This is a genomic window from Streptomyces sp. SID14436 (assembly GCF_010548465.1).
In the GTDB taxonomy this organism is placed as follows: Bacteria; Actinomycetota; Actinomycetes; order Streptomycetales; family Streptomycetaceae; genus Streptomyces.
The window spans coordinates 1-19142 of record NZ_JAAGMD010000556.1 but is presented as its reverse complement, the minus strand read 5'-3'; the positions used below and the strand labels follow the sequence as shown (position 1 = coordinate 19142).

Below are 19142 nucleotides of genomic sequence, written 5' to 3'. Positions count from 1 at the left end.
CGCCCCCGGCCCCGGCCCGCTGGCCCGCGGTGTTCACCTCGGCGGGTCTGGCCGCCTGGGGAGCGGCCGCCGGGACCGCGCTGTCGGCGATGTCCTCCGCGAACGCCGCCCTGATCCTCTTCTCCCTGCTCCGCGCCGCGACCCCGCTGTGAGCCGCGCGGGTCGCCGTCAGCCCTGGTAGGGCTGCTGCTGGGGCTGGCCGTGGCCCTGCCCGCCCGGACCCCCGGGACCGCCCTGCCCGTGGCCCTGCGCCTGCAGCTGCTCCGCCTGCTCGGCGGTCACCCGCTGCTCGGCCCCGCAGAACGTGCACTGGGTCGCGTACTTCGTCGACACGGGAAACAGCGGCACGAAGAACAGGGTGAACTTCGTGACCCGCTTACTCAGCGTGTGCGCGGAGGGGTTGCCGCACTGCGCGCACACCAGGGTCAGTATCGCGAGTCGGTACAGGTACCCCTTGGTGCCGAAAATGATCATGCGCTCACTCCCTCGTCCGCTCCGGGCCGTGCCGCTGATGCTGCCACTGCCGCAGGCACCGTGTCCGCCGCCCGGCCATTCCCCGGCCGGGCCGGTCGCACTCCCCGTGTTCCCGTCCGGCCGTCGGCAATGTCGCGGGCCTGGAAACTGCCGTGACGCACCCCCGCGCCGGTCAGCAGGCCCCTGACAAAATCCGACCATGAGCGAGCCCAGGGAAGTGATCTGCCGCCCGCGCTGGGCGGGCACGCTGTGGTTCCTGGCCGGACTGTGCGCGGCCGGCACGTCGGCGGCCGTCGCCCTCGCGGTCGCCACCGGTGCGCTGCCGTGGCTGATCCCGGCCCTGCTGTGCGCGTCCGCGGGGGTCGCCGCGCTGCACCGGGCCACGGGCCGCGTCCGCGCCGACGCCCACGGCCTGCACGTCGGCAGCCTGGTGCGCTCCCGCAGCGTGCCGTGGGCCGACATCGCCGACCTGCGCGTCCACCTCAAGTACGCCAACACGCCCCGCACCCAGGACGTACGCCGCACCGTCCTCGTCCTGACCGACGGCCGCAAGCGCGTCCTGCCCCTCCCGATCGGCGTGACGGCACACGACCCGTACTTCGACGCGACCCTGGACGCCCTCCGCGCGCTGCACCGCCGCCACGGCGACCCCCGCTCGGACCACCTGCCCGTCGTCTCCCACCGCACCGCGGGCCGCGGCTGGACCGTCTCGCTCCTCTTCTGCGTCCTGCTGCTCGCCGGTGCCGGACTGGCGGCGTGGGCCGTACCGCAGGCCCAGTCCCACGAACGGGACTGGCGGTCGGCCGCACCGTGCGGACCTGCGGGCACCTCCGCCGACGGCGACGCGGACTGCCTGCGCACGCTCCCGGCGACCATCGAGCGCACCGAACCCAACCGCCCCAAGAAGGGCAGCTGGCTGCACCTCGCCGACGGCCGGCCGGTGGACCGGGTCGCGGTGTCGGAGACGGCCGCCCGGGAGTTCCGCGCCGGGGACCGGGTCCGGCTGACGCTGTGGCGGGGCTCGGTGATGAAGGTCGAGGGGGAGCGCCACGTGTGGCAGAGCCACGTCACCGGAGGCGGGGAGGTGGCCGTCCTCGCCGCCGCCCTCGCCCTCGGCGCGGGCTACCCCGCCGCCCGGATCGTCCTCCGCCTGCGCGCCCGGCGCCGGCCCGACGACGAGGTCCTCCCCTCGGCCGCGCCGTTCGTCGCCGCCCTCGTGGGCACCGGCCTGTGGCTGCTCCCCCTCGGCTACGTCCACTCGGAGGCCCCGCTCGGCACCCGGGCCACGCTCGGCTGGGCGGGCGCGGGCAGCCTCGTCTCCCTGGCCCTCCTCACCTGGGCCTGGCGGGCCACCCGGGCCGGCACCCCCGGCGCCCCGACCGCGCCGGACACCGCCGAGGAGACGTTCATCCCGGCCCGCTTCCTGGAGGCCACCGACTACAACCCCCACCACTTCGGCACCCACGTCGTCGTGGGCGGGGGCGAACCCCCGGCCGTCACCCCCCACCCGGGCCCCGGCCGCTACGCCGCCCGCCCGATCCCGGTCCACCGCCTCACCCTGAAGACCGTCCGCCGGGCCCGGGGCGGCGACGGCGAGTCCGTCCCCAAGAACTGGCACGTCGCCGAACTCGACGACGCCGGCACCCCGGTCCACCTGACGGCGGCCCCGGCAGACCTGCCCCGCCTCCTGGCCGCGCTCACGGACGACCGCCCGCCGTCCGGTGCTCCCGCCGCCCCCGACCAGGAGGACCTGGTCACCGAGCGCGGAGAGCATGCCGGTTGAGCGGGGAGAGCCCACTGATGACAGGCGCCGCCCCGCACTGGCACTCCCCGGCACCACCCGCCACCGCCCTCAGCCGGCGGACCCAAGGGCGTCCAGGAACCCGGCCAGCGCGGCATTGAACCCCTCCGGATCCTCCATGTTGGGATAGTGACCCCCGCCGACCGTGGTGACCCGGCCACCCGGCACCCCGCTCACCAGGCGTTCGGCCATCCCGTGGTGATCGGGGGAGTCCTCCGCACCGTTGATGGCGAGGACCGGCACCCGGATGCCCTTGGCACGCTCCCAGGTGTCAGAGACCGGAACCCGGTGATCCGGCTCGTCGGCGGTGTGCTTGGCGAGGGTCCGCAGCGCCATCCGGCGCACGCGCAGCACCACCTCCGGCGGCACGTCGTCGAGCGTGCGCCGGGGCCCCACCGTGAACCGGTTGAACGCCTCGACCCAGCCGTCGACATCACCGGCGGCCAGCGCCCGCTGCTGCGCGCCGAACACCTCCAGGCTCCACGGATCCTCGAACACCGGCTCACTGGTCCCCACACCGCTGACCACCACGGCCCGGACCAGCCCGGGATGCTCCAGCACCGTGTCGACGGCGATCGCACCGCCCATCGACACCCCCACCAGGACCGCGGGGGCGGCGTCGAGGTGGCGCAGCAGCGCGGCGAGATCGTCGGCGGACCGGTACGGCCGCGTGGCGTTGGAGGACGCCCCGTGCCCGCGGGCGTCGGGCGCGATCACCCGGTTCCGGCGCGCGAAGAAGGCGATCTGCCGGTCCCACATGGTGTGGTCGACGAAGCCGCCGTGCAGGAACACGAGGGGCGGCCCGCTCCCCTCGTCGACGTACGCGAGTGAGCCGTCGGACGTCTCGAACGACAGCGTCGGTGGTTCGATGGATTCCAACATGACAACCAAGGTGTCATTCCCCCGCCCACATGGCAACCAAGGTGTCACCCTGGAGCAGTGACGAACCCCGATCCGACCACCCACCCCCTGCCCCCCGACCACCTGGCCGACCGGCTGACCGAGGTGTTCGACCTGGTGGGCCCGCTGTACCGCCGGGTGCACCGCAAGGTGGAACTGACCGCGCCGCTCGAAGGGCTGTCCGTCGGGGTGCGCGCGGTGCTCGACCTGCTCCACAAGCAGGGCCCGCTGACGGTCCCCCAGATGGGCCGCGCCCAGGACCTCAGCCGCCAGTTCGTCCAGCGCATGGTCAACGAGGCCGCAGCCCAGGGCCTCGTCGAAACGACCCCCAACCCCGCCCACCGCAGATCCCGCCTGATCCGGCTCACCACCGCCGGCACGACCACCATCGAAGCCGTACACGCCCGCGAACACGCCCTGCTCCGCACCATCGACGGCAACCTCACCACCGCCGACGTCGACGCCTGCCTCCGCGTACTCGCCACCATGCTCGCCCTCTTCGACAACGTGGACGTCAACCAGCAGGCACCGCCTGCCTGAGGAGCGCGCCCCGGTGCTCCACGGTCGGGGCGGGGGCTGGCCCCACATCAAGTCGACCTGAATACTGGGCACATGGGGGACAGCGGCTGGTGGGTGGCGGTGGTCACGGGCGCCACGGCGTTGGGAGCGAGCTGGATCACGACCCGGGGCAACGCGCGCTCCGTGCGGGTCGAAGCCGAAGTCACGGCCCACGCCGGCCACGTCACCGAGGCCCGCAACCGACGACGAGACGCCTACCGGGAACTCAGCGCGGCCGCCCACGCCCTGGCCGAGGTCTTCTGGCGCATGGAAGAAGTCGATCACGCCCGCACCAGGACAGAGCGAGCCCGCATCATCGAGGACATGCAGGCAGCGTCCCGTCACCGCCTGAGCGACGTCACCAAGGCCAGCCGGGAAGTTTTCCTGGAGGGACCGGCAGGCGTGGCGAAGGCCGCCGCAGAGCTCCGGCGCGAAGCAATCGCCGCACACCGGCTCCTCCTGCAACTGGAGGACGGCACAGAAGACCAGCGCACGCCCTACGACAGCGCCTACCGGACGTTCAGAGACCAACACGTCCGCTTCCTGGACCTGGCCCGGACGGCCCTGGAAGTGCGCTGACGGGCAGGAGACGGGGGCGCTTGGTCGAGCCCCATCAGCGTGGCCACCTGTTTGGCCCCCGAGCATGACAAAGGGCCTGGCGTCACTTGCACACCAGGCCCTCTGACCAGCGTCGGGGTGGCGGGATTTGAACCCACGACCTCTTCGTCCCGAACGAAGCGCGCTGCCAAGCTGCGCCACACCCCGAGTGTCGCTGCTGTCGCGGCGACGACGTTTACTTTAGCCCACCGGTGCCCGGAGACGAAATCCGGTTTTGGGGCGGCGGCGGACCGGGTTCGGGCGGGTGTGGTCCACGACGACCAGGAGGACGGCCAGGGCGTAGAAGGCGAGGCCGAGGAGGAGGGCGTTGCCGAGGACGCCCTTGTAGCCGTGCTGGGTGACGTCGAGGAAGGGGTAGAGGTAGCGCGCCGGGTTGCCGGGGAGGAGTTCGCCCCGGGTCAGGGAGAAGGCCAGGTAGGCCAGGGGGTAGAGCATCCAGGTCGCCGTGTGGCGGAGATGGGTGCGGGCCGGTGGGGTGAGGAGCAGCCAGTCCAGCAGGGCCGCGACGGGGACGGCGGTGTGCAGGATGTGGGCGGCGAGCGTGGCCGGCCCGGAGGGGGCGTCGGACAGGGCGTAGGCGGGGGGCGCGCCGGCCAGGAGCAGGTGATGGACCAGGCCCGTGATCATGACGTAGAGGAGGGCCGCGCCGGTCAGCTTGCCGGGGAGGGGCTGGCGGCCGGTCCAGGAGCGGCGGGCCGTGGCGAAGGTGACGACGGCCAGCAGGGCCGTGCTCTGGACGGCGAAGTGGCTGAGGATGCGGGTGGGGCTGCCGAGGACGATCTCGACGGTCACCGCTCCGGTGGCCGTGAGTGCCAGGGCCAGGCGGTACGCCGCCGCGTACGGGCGGCGTACCGGAGCCATGACGGCCCGGGCCGGGACCGGGGAGGGGAGGAGTCCGGGCCTCTTGACGGGGAGAGCGGGGAGGCCCGGTATCTCCCTGGGTATCGGAGCGGTCATGCCCTCAGCGTGGGCGGATCGTCCGACAGGGGCGATGTGGGGTGGTCCGGTCGGGTTAAGGGGGTTGGTCGCCCGTGGACGGTTTCTCGCTGTTCAGGGGGTGGGCAGCCTCAGCGTGCCACCAGTGTCATCAGCGTCGCCTCCGGGGGGCAGGCGACGCGGACCGGCGTGTAGCGGTTGGTGCCGCAGCCCGCGGAGACGTGGAGGTAGGAGGTCCGGCCGCCGGAGGTGTGCGTGGAGAGGCCCTTCACGCGGTCGGTGTCCAGGTCACAGTTGGTGACCAGGGCGCCGTAGAAGGGGATGCAGAGCTGGCCGCCGTGTGTGTGGCCGGCCAGGACCAGGGGGTAGCCGTCGGCCGTGAAGGAGTCCAGGACGCGCAGGTAGGGGGCGTGGACGACGCCCATCGAGAAGTCCGCGCCGTCCGACGGGCCGCCCGCCACCTCGGCGTAACGGTCCCGCTTGATGTGGGGATCGTCCACGCCGGTCAGCTCGATCGACATGCCGTCGACCTTGAGCGTGCCCCTCGTGTTCGTCAGGTTGAGCCAGCCCGCGGCGTCGAAGCCGTCGCGCAGGTCCTCCCACGGGTTGTGGATGGCGCCGACGGTGGGTTCGTTGCCGTTCAGGCCGTGGCGGCCCTGGACCCTCTCGATGAGGTAGCGGGCGGGGTTGCGCAGCTTGGGGCCGTAGTAATCGTTGGAGCCGAAGACGTAGGCGCCCGGGAACTCCATCAGGGGGCCGAGGCAGTCCAGGACCTCCGGGACGGCTTCGGTGTCGGAGAGGTTGTCGCCCGTGTTGATCACGAAGTCGGGGCGCAGGCCCGCCAGGGAGCGCAGCCACCGCTGCTTCTTGCGCTGGCCGCTGACCAGGTGGATGTCGGAGACCTGCAGTACGCGCAGCGGGCGCATCCCGGGGGGCAGGACGGGGACCGTCACCCGCCGCAGGCGGAACGAGCGGGCCTCGAAGCCCGCCGCGTACAGCAGCCCGGCGGCACCGGCCGCCGTGATTCCCAGGGGGATTCCGTATCGCGCGCGCATGCCTCCATCGTGTCAGACGCCCGAGGTCCGTCACGCCCGGCGTTGGTCCTGGCGGCGCCGCCAACTCCGGTGCTTCGTAACGGAGGACGGGGGCGGGTTCGCCGGGGCTCCGGATCGGGAACTGCGCGGGCGGTGCGGGCTCCGTCGGCGGGCGGGAACGGCGGCGTGGGGAAATCAGGGAGCGGCCTTGCTTCCGCACCTGCGAGAATCGAGTCATGACCACGCTCAAGTCGAAGCTGCAGGAAGACCTCAACGCCGCGATCAGGGGGCGCGACGAGCTGCGCTCCTCCACGCTCCGGCTGACGCTCGCCGCGATCACCAAGGAAGAGGTCGCGGGCAAGGAGAAGCGTGAGCTCTCCGACGACGAGGTGCAGAAGGTGATCACCCGCGAGGCGAAGAAGCGCCGTGAGGCCGCCGAGGCCTTCGCGCAGGGCGGCCGCGCCGAGCAGGCCGAGCGTGAGCGGGCGGAGGGCGAGGTGCTGGCCCAGTACCTGCCGAAGCAGCTGTCCGACGACGAGCTGAACGCGATCGTCGCCCAGGCCGTCGAGGAGGCCAAGGCGGCGGGTGCCGAGGGGCCGCGGGCCATGGGCGCCGTCATGAAGATCGTGAACCCCAAGGTGGCCGGACAGGCCGAGGGCGGGCGCGTCGCGGCGGCGGTGAAGAAGCTGCTGGCCGGCTGAGCCGCCGGCCGACCGACCTCCGGGTCGCCGCCCGGGCCCAGGCGCGGGCTCGCCACAGCGCCTTGCCTACGCCCGCAGTCGCCTGCGTACGCCGCAGTCCCCTGCCTACGTCGCAGTTCCCTGCTGACGCCGACGGCCCCTTCCCGAGGGAAGGGGCCGTCGGCGTCATGCCCGGGCCGGGCCCTTGCGCGCCCGGTCAGCGATGTGTCCGGTCAGCGTCGGCCTCCCGGGCCCTGGCCCGGACCCTGGACGAAGCCCCCGGGGAGGGAGAACGTGGGGTCCGGCTCACGGCCGCCGGGGCCGCCGTTGCCGCCGGGGCCGCCGTTTCCACCGTTGCCGCCGCCGATCAGGCCGCCGATGAAGCCGCCGTTGTCACCGTTGTTGCCGTCCTCGCGGTCGTCGTCCTCGTCGCGGTCACGGTCGCGGTCGTCCTTGCGGTCCTCCGGGATGTGCACCCGGTTGAAGTCGGGCGCCTCCCTGCCCTCCAGCGCGCCGTTCATCATGTCGCGCCAGATCGGGCCGGGGACCTGGCCACCGAAGACCTTGCTGTGCCACTTGCCGCCGATGGAGATGTTGACCATCTTGCGCTTGTGGGCCGGGTCGCCGACCCAGACCGCGCCGGCCATGTTCGGGGTGTAGCCCACGAACCAGGCCGCGTAGCGGAAGTCGGTCGTACCGGTCTTGCCCGCGCTGGGACGGCCGCTGCCCAGTCCGGCCTGCGTGCCCGTGCCGTCCTCGACGACGCCGAGCAGCAGCGTGTTGATGGTGTCGGCCGTCTTCTCCGACATCGCGCGCGAGCAGGTCGACTTCGGCACCGGCAGCGACTTGTTCTTCTCACCGACCCGCTGGCTGATCGACTCGATGGCGATCGGGGTGCAGTGCATGCCCCGTGCGGCGAAGGTGGCGTAGCCGTTCGCCATGGTCAGCGGGGACATCTCCTGGGTGCCGAGGGCGATCGACGGGGCCTGCTGCATCTTCTGGCCGTCGGCGCGCTCGACGCCCATCTTCGCGGCCATCTCCGTCACCGGGCAGATGCCGATCTCGCTGATCAGCTCGATGTAGTACGTGTTGACCGACTTGGCGGTGGCCTCCCGCATGCTGTACGGGCCGACCTCCGTCTCGTTCTCGTTCTCGACCGGGACGCCCTTCTCGTTCCACGTCCGGCCCTCACAGGCCGAGACCGGAGTCGGGTAGTCCATCTTGTACGGCGAGGCGTACGACTTCGTCGGGGGCATCCCGCCCTCGAGCGCAGCGGCAGCCACGATCGGCTTGAACGTCGAACCGGGCTGGTAGCCCGCGCCGCCGCCCATGGCGTCGTCCACGGACAGGTTGATCGACGTCTCGTTCTTCTTGACGTTGATGCCGTACGGCCGGGACTGGCCCATGGCGAGGATCTTGCCGGTGCCGGGCTCGACGATGGTGGCGGCGGTCGCCACCTCGTCCTTCTGGTTGACGTGGTCCTTGACCGACGCCTGGACCGACTCCTGCGCCTGCGGGTCCATCGTCGTGCGGATCGTCAGACCGCCGCGGTTCCAGATTTTGGCCCGGTCCTCCTTGGTCTTGCCGAAGACCGGGTCGTTGAGGAACACCTCGCGCACGTAGTCGCAGAAGAAGCCCGCACCCTTGGTGGCCGTGATGCAGCCGTTCTTCGGCTTGCTGACCTTCAGACCCAGCGGGGTCCTGGCCGCCTTGTCGGCCTCCTCCTGCGAGATGTCGCCGACCTCGGCCATCCGCTGCAGGACGATGTTGCGCCGCTTCTTGGCCTCCGCCTCGTCGTTGACCGGGTCGTAGCGGCTCGGGGACTGGACGATGCCGGCCAGCAGCGCGGCCTCCTGCACCTCGAGGTCCTTGGCGGACTTCGAGAAGTAGCGCTGGCTGGCGGCCTCCACGCCGTAGGCCTGCTGGCCGAAGAACGTGATGTTCAGGTAGTTCTCGAGGATCTTCTTCTTGCCCAGTTCCTCCTCGACCTGGATCGCGAACTTCAGCTCGCGGATCTTGCGGCCGAGGGTCTGCTGGGTGGCCTGCGCGACCTTCGTCGGGTCGTCGCCGGCCTCCTCGACGAACACGTTCTTCACGTACTGCTGGGTCAGCGTGGAGGCGCCCTCGGCGACCCCGCCGGTCTGCGCGTTGCGGTTGAGGGCACGCAGCACGCCCTTCAGGTCGACCGCGCCGTGCTGGTAGAAGCGGGAGTCCTCGATCGCGACGATCGCCTTCTGCATGTACGGCGAGATGTCCTTGAGGTCGACCACCGTGCGGTCGCGCTCGTAGACCGTCGCGATCTGGCCGCCCTTGGCGTCGAGGATCGTGGTGCGCTGGCTGAGCGGCGGCGTCTTGAGGTTGGCCGGGAGCTCGTCGAAGCTCTCGACCGATCCCTTGGCGGCGAGCCCCAGCGCGCCGACGGCTGGCAGCGCGAGGCCGGCCAGGACCGCTCCCGCGAGGACACTGACACCGAGGAACTTGGCGGCCTGCTGCGTTGGCGACAGACCACCGCCCGAGCGCTTCTTTGGCATGGGAGCAGCCTACGTTCTCATTCGCCGGACAACCGTACAGGCGTTGGCCTAAGCTGCTCTCAACTGTCACAGCAGTGAGGCCACGTATCAATACGTCCGGCGACCCCGAATCGTTCCGGATCTGCTCGACTTTCTTGTCGAGGCGTGTTGGGTGTGTGTCCGGAACCGCCTTGTGTGTCACTTGGTGCCCGTTGTGACGTCACACAACCGCCCTGAAATGCCTGGATTGCCGCGCATGTCGCCAGCTCACTCCCCCGGGTGATCTGCCGCTTACCCATAGTCCGTTCGGACCATTCAAGATTGGGCCCGCTGGGGGTGTTGCGCTGTGCCCGCCTTCCGTAACGTCCTCAACTGGCGGCGGTGAATATGCCGCTGCCGCCGTGGGGGAGCCTCGATTCGGGAGAGGACGGCGCCGGTATGGGCTGGGTTACCGACTGGAGTGCGCAGGCTGCCTGCCGCACTACCGATCCGGATGAACTGTTTGTTCAGGGAGCAGCGCAGAACAGGGCCAAGGCGGTGTGCACCGGATGCCCGGTACGCACGGAATGTCTCGCCGACGCGCTGGACAACCGCGTCGAGTTCGGCGTGTGGGGAGGCATGACGGAACGTGAGCGCCGCGCACTGCTGCGCCGCCGGCCGACCGTGACCTCCTGGCGTCGGCTGCTGGAGACCGCGCGCACGGAGTACGAGCGCGGGGCGGGCGTCGTGGCGCTCGGTGAGGACGAGGTGTACGAGAGCTACGCGGCTGTGGGCTGACGGACGAGGACCCTCGGGGGGTCCTCCGTCCCGGCCTTCCGCCCCGGCCGCGGTGGTGGTCGTGGGCGTGGGCTGTGGCCGACGGCACAGGCAGTGGCGACGGCGCAGACGGCGCAGACGGCGCAGACGGCGCAGACGGTGCCGGTGGTGCAGGCGGCGCGGGTGGTGCAGCGGCCGGTCGACGTGGTCGACCGGTGCGGTCGTCCGGCGTGACCGTCGATCACAGCCCCGGCGCCCGTCGGCGGCCGGGCATGGTCAAGCTATATCGGCATTGCACCGGTTCGGGCGATGTGTTCTGCCGTTCGGCCGGTCGGGCTGCCGGCTGTGTGGATACGTGTCGGTGGGTGTGTCGGTGGCGTCCCCGGCCTGTCGGGCCGTCAGGGAAGTCCCGGGCGCCGTCAGCCGCCGGCGGGTCGTCCGTCCTGCGGTCACGCGTCCGTCCTTCGGTCACTGGCTGGCGTCGACCGTCGACGGCCGGCCGCGGTACCGGCTTCGTCCCGCGGTTTCGCCGTGCTGCCCGCCGAGGTGTCAGGCGGTCGCCTCCGGCTCCGTCTCGGGCAGCTCCGGGCTGTTGCTGGCGAGCCGGTCTCCGATGTCCCGCAGGCCGGCGAGGTCGTGGACATCGCCGGGCAGCGCGGCCACCTCCGTCACCGCCACCTCCGGATGCAGCGCGGTGAAGCGGTCCCGCGTCCGCTGCTCACGCGAGAGCAGCTGCATGCGCTCGGCATGCAGCCTCAGCAGCCCGGCGGTGAGCCGGTCGACGGACCGCTCCGCTTCGTCGGCGATGTCGTCCGTAGCGGCGTCCGTAGCCGCGTCCGTGGGGTCGTGCGTGGTGTCGTCCGCGGCGGCGGGGGAGCCTGAGTCGCGGTCGGCGGGTACTGCTGCTCCGGAAGCGGGAGAGGACTCCGGAGCCCCTGGACTGGCCGGACGGTCTGGATTTCCTGAACTGTCGTACGGGTCGGGGGAGTTACGAAGAGAGGCTTTCCCGTCCTCCTGATCCACAATGCCGGAGTCCTCAAGATTTTCCGCGGCGGCCAGCGCCCGCTCGGCCGACAGTGCGTCGGCGCCGCTGCCGTGCACCCGGTTGAGGACCAGGCCGGCGAGCGGCATGTCCTCCGCCGCGAGCCGCTCTACGAAGTACGCGGCCTCACGCAGCGCGTCCCGCTCCGGCGCGGCCACCACGAGGAACGCCGTGCCGGGCGCCTGCAGCAGCTTGTACGTGGCGTCCGCGCGCGTCCGGAACCCGCCGAACATGGAGTCCATGGCCGCGATGAACGTCTGGACGTCCTTCAGCAGCTGGCCGCCGAGCAGCTTGCCCAGGACCCCGGTCATCATCGACATGCCGACGTTCAGGAACTTCATGCCGGCCCGGCCGCCGACCTTCGCCGGCGCCAGCAGGACCCTGATCAGCCTGCCGTCGAGGAAGGAACCGAGCCGCTTGGGCGCGTCCAGGAAGTCCAGCGCGGAGCGGGAGGGCGGGGTGTCGACGATGATCAGGTCCCACTCGTCGCGCGAGCGCAGCTGGCCCAGCTTCTCCATCGCCATGTACTCCTGCGTGCCGGCGAAGCCGGCGGAGAGCGACTGGTAGAAGGGGTTGCCCAGGATCGCGGCGGCCCGCTCGGGGTCCGCGTGCGCCTCGACGATCTCGTCGAAGGTGCGCTTCATGTCGAGCATCATCGCGTGCAGTTCGCCGCCCGCGGAGTCGTCGATGCCCTTGACCCGGCGGGGGGTGTTGTCGAGTGAGTCGATACCCATGGACTGGGCGAGGCGCCGGGCCGGGTCGATCGTGAGGACCACGACCTTGCGCCCCCGCTCCGCCGCGCGCAGGCCGAGTGCCGCGGCCGTGGTGGTCTTGCCGACCCCGCCCGAGCCGCAGCAGACCACGATCCGGGTGCCGGGGTCCTCGAGCAGGGGGTCGACGTCGAGCGTCCGGGTGGGGGAGAGGTGCTGACGGACCGCGTCGGGCGCCTGCGCGTCCGCGCGACCGGGCGTCGGCTCCGGACTACGGCTCATGACATCCCCTGCTTCCGGTACGGACGGCTGACTACGGGCACGGGCGTGGGTACTGGCACGGGCACGGGCACGGGCACGGGCATGGGAGCTGGCTCGGGCACTGCCACGGCCGGGTCGGCGCGCCGGGTGCCCCGCACCGAAGATGCCGGGCCGAGGCCGCCTCCGCCCGGGATCCCGGCACAGGTCGTGCCCGCGTACCCGACGGCAGCGCTCATGACACGCCCTGCCCGCGCAGATTCCGGGCCAGTTGGTACAGGCCGGCCAGGTCCATGCCCTCCGCGAACAGCGGGAGTTCGTGCAGGGGCAGGCCGAGGTCGGCCAGGACGGCGCGCTGTTCCGTCTCCAGAGCGAACCGCTCGGCGTACTCCTCCGCCTGGGCGAGCAGGGGGTCCACCAGCCGCTCGGCGTGCCCACCGCGCCGCGCCCCGCCGAGGCCGGCGGACGACAGTGACCGCGCAAGGGAAGAACGCGGGACCGTCTCCACGAGTTCCAGGTCCGCCTCCTCCAGCACCCTCGGCCGGACCATGTTCACGATGATCCGCCCCACGGGCAGCCGGGCCGCGCGCAGCTCGGCGATGCCGTCCGCCGTCTCCTGGACGGGCATCTCCTCCAGCAGCGTCACCAGGTGCACGGCCGTCTCCGGGGACTTCAGCACCCGCATCACGGCCTGCGCCTGATTGTGTATCGGCCCGATCTTGGCGAGCCCGGCGACCTCGTCGTTGACGTTGAGGAAGCGGGTGATGCGCCCGGTCGGCGGGGCGTCCATCACCACGTAGTCGTAGACGAACCGCCCGCCGCGGTCCTTGCGCCGCACCGCCTCGCACGCCTTGCCGGTCAGCAGGACGTCCCGCACGCCGGGCGCGATGGTGGTGGCGAAGTCGATCGCCCCGAGTTTCTTCAGGGCCCTCCCGGCGCTGCCCATCTTGTAGAACATCTGGAGGTAGTCCAGAAGGGCGCGTTCCGCATCGATGGCGAGGGCGTACACCTCCCCGCCCCCGGGTGCGACGGCGATCTTCCGCTCCTCGTACGGCAACGCGTCCGTCTCGAAGAGTTGTGCGATGCCCTGGCGGCCCTCGACCTCGACGAGAAGCGTCCGCTTCCCCTCCGTGGCCAGGGCCAGCGCGAGGGCCGCGGCCACCGTGGTCTTGCCGGTACCGCCCTTGCCACTGACGACCTGGAGCCTGCTCACGCCTTCGAGCCTAATTGCTGTCCGCGCGCCCCGGCGGCTCCGGGTGACAGTTGCACCACCCCGCGTCCCCCGTGCCGCCGTCCCGCCGTCCTCGCGCGCGCCCTCCCGGCGGTCGTCACGCGCGGTGTCGCGGCGGTCGTCAGGCGCGGCGTCGCGGGGGCGTTCCCCGGCCGCCGTCCCCGCGTCCGCGCGCGGGTCATTCAGGGGCTGTCGCGCGTCCGCGTCCGCGCGCGGGTCGTCAGGGGCTGTCACGCGTCGCCCCCACCCGGTGGCCGGCCGCTGCCGTCCCGCGGCGGAGAGGGCGGTCGCGGCAGGGGTTAGAGTCGGCGCCATGACCAAGTGGGAATACGCGACTGTGCCTCTGCTCGTCCACGCCACGAAGCAGATCCTGGACACCTGGGGCGAGGACGGCTGGGAGCTCGTCCAGGTCGTGCCCGGGCCGAACAACCCCGAGCAGCTGGTGGCCTACCTGAAGCGGGAGAAGCAGGCATGAGCGCGGTCGAGGCGAAACTGTCCGAGCTCGGTCTGAGCCTGCCGGAGGTCACCCCTCCGCTCGCCGCCTACAAGCCTGCCGTGGTGTCCGGGCGGTACGTCTTCACGTCCGGCCAGCTGCCCATCGTGGACGGCAAGCTGCCGATCACCGGCAAGGTCGGCGGCGAGGTGACGCCGGAGGAGGCGAAGGACCTGGCGCGCACGTGTGCGCTGAACGCCCTGGCCGCCGTCAAGTCCGTCGCCGGTGACCTGGACCGTGTCGCACGCGTGGTGAAGGTGGTCGGCTTCGTGGCCTCCGCCCCGGACTTCACGGGCCAGCCCGGCGTCATCAACGGTGCCAGTGAGCTGCTGGCCGAGGTCCTCGGCGACAAGGGCGTCCACGCGCGCAGCGCGGTGGGCGTCGCGGTGCTGCCGCTGGACGCGCCGGTCGAGGTCGAGATCCAGGTGGAGCTGACCGAGGCGTAGGTCCTCCCCTCCCCCTTCCCACGGCCCGCCGAAGGCCCACAGAGCCGCGAGAGGCCGTGGGCCGAGGGCCGTGGGCCGAGGGCCGTGGGCCGAGGACCGGAGGCGTCGCCGTGGTGCCCCACGTGTGCTGTGGCGCGGAGGGCAGCGGACGCGCAGGTCGCGCCCCGTGCTCTCCCGCTCCCGCCCGCCGTCGCCTCGGGTTGCCGCCTGCGCTCGTCGCCCTCTCCGCCTGCCGCCTGCCGCCTGTCGCCTGCCGCCTGTCGCCTGCCGTCCGGCGCCTGCCGACGCGTCGTCCCCCTCCGGCCGCTGACCGTCGTCCTCGTCCTCTCGGGTTGCCGTCCGCCGCCCCAAGAGGCACTCGAACATCCGCCCGCCACGGGATAGCCTCCGGCCATGGCGAATGTGCAGGCCGATGGGCAGTGGTACCCCCCTGAGTGGCCGGACCGGATCCGTGCGCTCACGGACGGCAGTCTCACGCCGGTCGTGCCCAAGCGCGCGGCCACCGTCATGCTCCTGAAGGACACCGGCACGGGCCCGGTCGTCCACATGCTGCGCCGGCGCGCCTCCATGGCCTTTGCCGGCGGCGCCTACGCCTACCCCGGCGGCGGTGTCGACCCGCGGGACGACGACCGGCACGTGCGCTGGGCGGGGCCCTCGCGCGCGTGGTGGGCGGATCGGCTCGGCGTCGACGCGACGGGCGCTCAGGCGATCGTGTGCGCGGCCGTGCGGGAAACCTACGAGGAAGCCGGTGTGCTGCTCGCCGGACCCACCCCGGACTCCGTCGTGGGCGACACGACCGGCGAGGACTGGGAGGCGGACCGGGCGGCGCTGGTCGCGCGGGAGACGTCGTTCGCCGAGTTCCTGGACCGCCGCGGGCTGGTGCTCCGCTCGGACCTGCTGGGCGCCTGGACCCGCTGGGTCACTCCCGAGTTCGAGTCGCGCCGCTACGACACCTGGTTCTTCGTCGCCGCGCTCCCCGAGGGCCAGCGGACCCGGAACGCCTCGACGGAGGCCGACCGCACGGTATGGATCACCCCGCGCGAGGCGGCCGCCGGCTACGACCGGGGTGAGCTGCTGATGATGCCGCCCACGATCGCGACCCTGCGCCAGCTCATGGCGTACGACACGGTGGCGGAGGCGCTCGCCGTGGCGCCCGAGCGGGATCTCACGCCGGTGCTGGCCACCGCGCGCCTGGAGGAGGGGCGGATCGTGCTCGCCTGGCCGGGACACGACGAGTTCACCAAGCACATCCCGAACGGTGGGGGCACCGCATGACGGACGCCGCAGCACTGCCCGGCCAGCCGCGTGGCGGGGTCCTCTCCGGGCCCGCCACCTCCCGCGCGGTCAACGTCCTGGCGCCCAACGCCTCGGCCATGACGCTCGACGGCACCAACACCTGGATCCTGGCGGAACCCGATTCCGACCTGGCGGTCGTGGTCGACCCGGGCCCCCTGGACGAGGGGCACCTGCGGCACGTCGTGGAGACGGCGGAGCAGGCCGGCAAGCGCGTCGCGCTCACCCTGCTGACCCACGGCCACCCCGACCACGCGGAGGGTGCCGCCCGCTTCGCCGAGCTGACCGGCACGAACGTCCGCGCGCTGGATCCGGCGCTGCGGCTCGGCGACGAGGGCCTGGCCGCCGGGGACGTCGTCACGGTGGGCGGCCTGGAACTGCGCGTGGTGCCCACGCCCGGACACACCTCGGACTCCCTGTGCTTCCACCTGCCGGCCGACCGGGCCGTGCTGACCGGCGACACCGTCCTGGGCCGCGGCACGACCGTGGTGGCCCATCCGGACGGCCGTCTCGGCGACTACCTGGACTCGCTGCGCCGACTGCGCTCGCTGACCGTCGACGACGGCGTCCACACGGTCCTGCCCGGGCACGGTCCGGTGCTGGACGACGCGCAGGGAGCCGTGGAGTTCTACCTGGCCCACCGCGCCAACCGGCTGGCGCAGGTGGAGACGGCCGTCGAGAACGGCCACCGCACGCCCTCCGAGGTCGTCGCTCACGTGTACGCCGATGTCGACCGCTCCCTGTGGCCCGCCGCGGAACTGTCCGTGCGGGCGCAGCTGGAGTACCTCCAGGAGCACGGTCTCATCTAGCGGTCTGACAGCGACCGACCCGGCCCGGCCGGCCTCGGCCCGGGCGCGAGGTACGCCCCCGCGCGGGGGCGCCGGGCGTCAGCGCGAGCGCTTGGCGAGGCGCTCGACGTCCAGGAGGATCACCGCGCGGGCTTCGAGGCGCAGCCAGCCGCGCTGGGCGAAGTCCGCCAGGGCCTTGTTGACCGTCTCGCGCGAGGCGCCGACCAGCTGGGCCAGCTCCTCCTGCGTCAGGTCGTGGACGACGTGGATGCCCTCCTCGGACTGCACGCCGAAGCGGCGCGAGAGGTCCAGCAGGGCGCGCGCGACACGGCCCGGCACGTCGGAGAAGACCAGGTCGGACATCGCGTCGTTGGTCTTGCGCAGCCGGCGGGCGACGGCCCGCAGCAGGGCCGTGGCGACCTCGGGGCGGGCGCTCAGCCACGGAGTCAGGTCGTTGTGGCCGAGGCCGAGCAGCTTGACCTCGGTCAGCGCCGTCGCCGTGGCGGTGCGCGGTCCGGGGTCGAAGAGCGACAGCTCGCCGATCAGTTCTCCGGGGCCGACGACGGCGAGCATGTTCTCGCGGCCGTCGGGCGACGTGCGGTGGAGCTTGACCTTGCCCTCGGTGACCACGTAGAGCCGGTCACCCGGGTCGCCCTCGTGGAAGAGTGAGTCGCCCCTCGCCAGGGTCACCTCACTCATGGAGGCGCGAAGCTCCGCGGCCTGCTCGTCATCGAGCGCCGCGAAGAGCGGGTTCCGCCGCAGAACGTCGTCCACGAGTTCTCTCCTTGTCGACCTGCTCAGGGGATCTTGTTCCCCCGCTTACCAGGGGACCGTGGTGCCCATTTTGCCGGACAGTCCAAACAGTGTGATCTGTCACAAGGATGCCGCACCGTCCTGCCGGGGTACGCGGCAGGGGTCCAATTGGGCGCCGATCTTCAGGGTCCGGGGCGGATGTCGGTGCCGGGCCGTAGGCTGGCCGGGTGTCCAAATAGCCGGTGAGAGCACAGGCCGAGGGGGCTGCGCGGGTGGAGGTACGTCGTGATTCCGCTGTGGGCGAACAGGGCCCCGATGGCGGTAGGGAATCCGCGGAATCGGCCGAAGCGACCACGAACGCGCCGGTGAAGAAGGGCGCCGCCAAGCGCCCGAAGCCCGCCGGGACCGGCGCGGAGAAGTCACCGGCCGCGAAGAAGGCCCCGGCTGTGAAGAAGGCCCCGGCCGCGAAGAAGACCCCCGCCGCCAAGAAGGCCGCCGCGGCCAAGAGGGCCCCCAAGACGGCTCCCGCCAAGAAGGCACCGGCCGCCAAGAAGGCCTCGCCCGTGAGGAAGGCGCCGGCCGCGAAGAAGGCGGTCGTCGCGCCCAAGAAGGCGGCGGCTGCCGTCAAGGGCGCGCCGACCAGGACCGTCGTCACCCCGGCCAAGGGCGAGTCCCGCACCGCACTGGTCCGCCGTGCCCGGCGGATCAACCGCGAGCTCGCCGAGGTCTACCCGTACGCCCACCCGGAGCTGGACTTCGAGAACCCCTTCCAACTCGTCGTCGCCACGGTGCTGTCGGCCCAGACCACCGACCTGCGCGTCAACCAGACGACCCCGGCGCTGTTCGCCAAGTACCCCACCCCCGAGGACCTGGCCGCGGCCAACCCGGAGGAGGTGGAGGAGATCCTGCGCCCCACCGGCTTCTTCCGAGCCAAGACCAAGTCGGTCATAGGGCTGTCGAAGGCGCTGGTGGAGGACTTCGGCGGCGAGGTGCCGGGCCGGCTGGAGGATCTCGTCAAGCTGCCCGGGGTGGGCCGCAAGACCGCCTTCGTCGTGCTCGGCAACGCGTTCGGCCGCCCCGGCATCACCGTCGACACGCACTTCCAGCGCCTGGTGCGCCGCTGGCGCTGGACCGAGGAAACCGACCCGGACAAGATCGAGGCGGCCGTCGGCGCGCTCTTCCCCAAGAGCGACTGGACCGACCTGTCGCATCACGTGATCTGGCACGGCCGCCGGATCTGCCATGCCCGCAAGCCCGCCTGCGGGGCCTGCCCGATCGCACCGCTGTGCCCGGCGTACGGCGAGGGCGAGACGGACCCGGAGAAGGCGAAGAAGCTGCTGAAGTACGAGAAGGCCGGCCTGCCGGGCCAGCGCCTGAACCCACCCCAGGCCTACCTGGACGCGGGTGGACGGCCCGCTCCGCCCTTGGGCGCCGGATGACGTGCCACGCGCGGCGGCGGCCCGAGGAACGAACTCGGGGCCGCCGGGCGTTGACCCCAGGGAACGCGGCCACGGCCGCTGACCTGGATGCGGACATCGGTGTGGAGGTGGACGTGAGCGTGGGGGTGGGCGTGCACGAGCATCCGTCCGGGCAGAGACCCGGGGCCGCCGAGCAGCGGGACCGACGGCGGCACAGCCGGCGGCAGGACACCACGCCCGGCCATGGCACAGTGCCCGACCGTGGCACCGTGCCCGGCTGTGGCACCGTGCGCACCGTGCGCACCGTGCGCACCGTGCTCCACCGGGAGACCGCGCGACGGCGGGGCGCCCTGCTCCGGCCGGCCGATGCTGCCAGGTCGGCAGCGGTGACCCGGCCGGCGGACGTGGCCGGGTCGGCACACGCGGACGGGCAGGCGGACGTG

18 protein-coding genes, 1 tRNA gene and 1 pseudogene are annotated in these 19142 nt (G+C 72.2%); 11 read left to right on the top strand and 9 right to left on the bottom strand.

The window, feature by feature from the left end; translation table 11 throughout:
* Window positions 1–152, top strand: a pseudogene (locus G3I53_RS34005) (M56 family peptidase); the annotation flags it as partial.
* A 16-nt stretch (window positions 153–168) separates the two neighbouring features.
* On the opposite strand, the gene G3I53_RS19430 reads toward G3I53_RS34005, so the two are convergent.
* Entirely contained in the window at window positions 169–474 is a 306-nt protein-coding gene (locus tag G3I53_RS19430) for a zinc-ribbon domain-containing protein (protein WP_164335678.1), read from the bottom strand.
* A 199-nt stretch (window positions 475–673) separates the two neighbouring features.
* On the opposite strand from G3I53_RS19430, the gene G3I53_RS19425 reads away from it, so the two are divergent.
* Complete coding sequence (locus G3I53_RS19425; protein WP_164335680.1) at window positions 674–2257, top strand: PH domain-containing protein; 1584 nt, start codon at window positions 674–676, stop codon at window positions 2255–2257.
* 69 nt (window positions 2258–2326) lie between these two features.
* On the opposite strand, the gene G3I53_RS19420 is transcribed toward G3I53_RS19425, so the two are convergent.
* Window positions 2327–3157 (bottom strand): alpha/beta hydrolase, encoded by an 831-nt coding sequence (locus G3I53_RS19420; RefSeq protein WP_164335682.1) that lies wholly within the window; start codon window positions 3155–3157, stop codon window positions 2327–2329.
* Between the two features lie 57 nt (window positions 3158–3214).
* Here G3I53_RS19420 and G3I53_RS19415 point away from each other — a divergent pair, with 57 nt between their 5' ends.
* Together G3I53_RS19415 and G3I53_RS19410 are read left to right on the top strand one after the other, a co-directional pair.
* A complete protein-coding gene (locus G3I53_RS19415; protein WP_164335684.1) occupies window positions 3215–3715 on the top strand; it encodes a MarR family transcriptional regulator in 501 nt (166 codons plus the stop codon).
* A gap of 72 nt (window positions 3716–3787) precedes the next feature.
* Window positions 3788–4312, top strand: coding sequence for a hypothetical protein (locus G3I53_RS19410; RefSeq protein WP_164335686.1), 525 nt, complete (start codon window positions 3788–3790; stop codon window positions 4310–4312).
* Window positions 4313–4424: 112 nt separating this feature from the next.
* Here G3I53_RS19410 and G3I53_RS19405 read toward each other — a convergent pair.
* From G3I53_RS19405 to G3I53_RS19395, 3 genes are all read right to left on the bottom strand, one after another.
* A tRNA-Pro gene (locus G3I53_RS19405) sits at window positions 4425–4498 on the bottom strand.
* A gap of 33 nt (window positions 4499–4531) precedes the next feature.
* Complete coding sequence (locus tag G3I53_RS19400; protein WP_164335688.1) at window positions 4532–5308, bottom strand: Pr6Pr family membrane protein; 777 nt, start codon at window positions 5306–5308, stop codon at window positions 4532–4534.
* Between the two features lie 110 nt (window positions 5309–5418).
* On the bottom strand, window positions 5419–6342 hold the full coding sequence (locus G3I53_RS19395; RefSeq protein ID WP_164335690.1) for a metallophosphoesterase: 924 nt from the start codon (window positions 6340–6342) through the stop codon (window positions 5419–5421).
* Between the two features lie 215 nt (window positions 6343–6557).
* On the opposite strand from G3I53_RS19395, the gene G3I53_RS19390 reads away from it, so the two are divergent.
* A complete protein-coding gene (locus tag G3I53_RS19390) occupies window positions 6558–7022 on the top strand; it encodes a GatB/YqeY domain-containing protein (protein ID WP_164335691.1) in 465 nt (154 codons plus the stop codon).
* 212 nt (window positions 7023–7234) lie between these two features.
* Here G3I53_RS19390 and G3I53_RS19385 read toward each other — a convergent pair whose 3' ends face one another.
* Window positions 7235–9532, bottom strand: coding sequence for a transglycosylase domain-containing protein (locus tag G3I53_RS19385; RefSeq protein WP_164335693.1), 2298 nt, complete (start codon window positions 9530–9532; stop codon window positions 7235–7237).
* Window positions 9533–9949: 417 nt separating this feature from the next.
* Here G3I53_RS19385 and wblA point away from each other — a divergent pair, with 417 nt between their 5' ends.
* Entirely contained in the window at window positions 9950–10288 is a 339-nt protein-coding gene (wblA, locus tag G3I53_RS19375) for a WhiB family transcriptional regulator (RefSeq protein WP_203592115.1), read from the top strand.
* 528 nt (window positions 10289–10816) lie between these two features.
* Here wblA and G3I53_RS19370 read toward each other — a convergent pair.
* Window positions 10817–12301, bottom strand: a complete 1485-nt coding sequence (locus G3I53_RS19370) for an ArsA family ATPase (protein ID WP_164335695.1) — start codon at window positions 12299–12301, stop codon at window positions 10817–10819.
* 211 nt (window positions 12302–12512) lie between these two features.
* Window positions 12513–13490 carry an ArsA-related P-loop ATPase gene (locus G3I53_RS19365; RefSeq protein WP_164335697.1) on the bottom strand — a complete coding sequence of 326 codons (978 nt, stop codon included), beginning with the start codon at window positions 13488–13490 and terminating at the stop codon, window positions 12513–12515.
* 331 nt (window positions 13491–13821) lie between these two features.
* Between G3I53_RS19365 and G3I53_RS19360 the strand changes: the two genes are divergently transcribed.
* The 4 genes from G3I53_RS19360 (at window position 13822) to G3I53_RS19345 (ending at window position 16549) form a co-directional block, all read left to right on the top strand.
* Window positions 13822–13983 carry a DUF4177 domain-containing protein gene (locus G3I53_RS19360; protein ID WP_003975360.1) on the top strand — a complete coding sequence of 54 codons (162 nt, stop codon included), beginning with the start codon at window positions 13822–13824 and terminating at the stop codon, window positions 13981–13983.
* Window positions 13980–14447 carry a RidA family protein gene (locus G3I53_RS19355; RefSeq protein ID WP_164334670.1) on the top strand — a complete coding sequence of 156 codons (468 nt, stop codon included), beginning with the start codon at window positions 13980–13982 and terminating at the stop codon, window positions 14445–14447. Before G3I53_RS19360 ends, G3I53_RS19355 begins: the two co-directional genes overlap by 4 nt.
* A 393-nt stretch (window positions 14448–14840) precedes the next feature.
* Window positions 14841–15722: an NUDIX domain-containing protein gene (locus tag G3I53_RS19350; RefSeq protein WP_164334671.1), complete on the top strand. Its 882-nt coding sequence runs from the start codon at window positions 14841–14843 to the stop codon at window positions 15720–15722.
* Entirely contained in the window at window positions 15719–16549 is an 831-nt protein-coding gene (locus tag G3I53_RS19345) for an MBL fold metallo-hydrolase (protein WP_164334672.1), read from the top strand. The genes G3I53_RS19350 and G3I53_RS19345 overlap by 4 nt, the downstream gene beginning before the upstream one ends.
* Before the next feature lie 78 nt (window positions 16550–16627).
* On the opposite strand, the gene G3I53_RS19340 is transcribed toward G3I53_RS19345, so the two are convergent.
* Window positions 16628–17302 (bottom strand): Crp/Fnr family transcriptional regulator, encoded by a 675-nt coding sequence (locus G3I53_RS19340; protein WP_164334673.1) that lies wholly within the window; start codon window positions 17300–17302, stop codon window positions 16628–16630.
* Between the two features lie 344 nt (window positions 17303–17646).
* On the opposite strand from G3I53_RS19340, the gene nth reads away from it, so the two are divergent.
* Window positions 17647–18720: an endonuclease III gene (nth, locus tag G3I53_RS19335; protein WP_343239622.1), complete on the top strand. Its 1074-nt coding sequence runs from the start codon at window positions 17647–17649 to the stop codon at window positions 18718–18720.
* Window positions 18721–19142 lie beyond the last annotated feature (422 nt).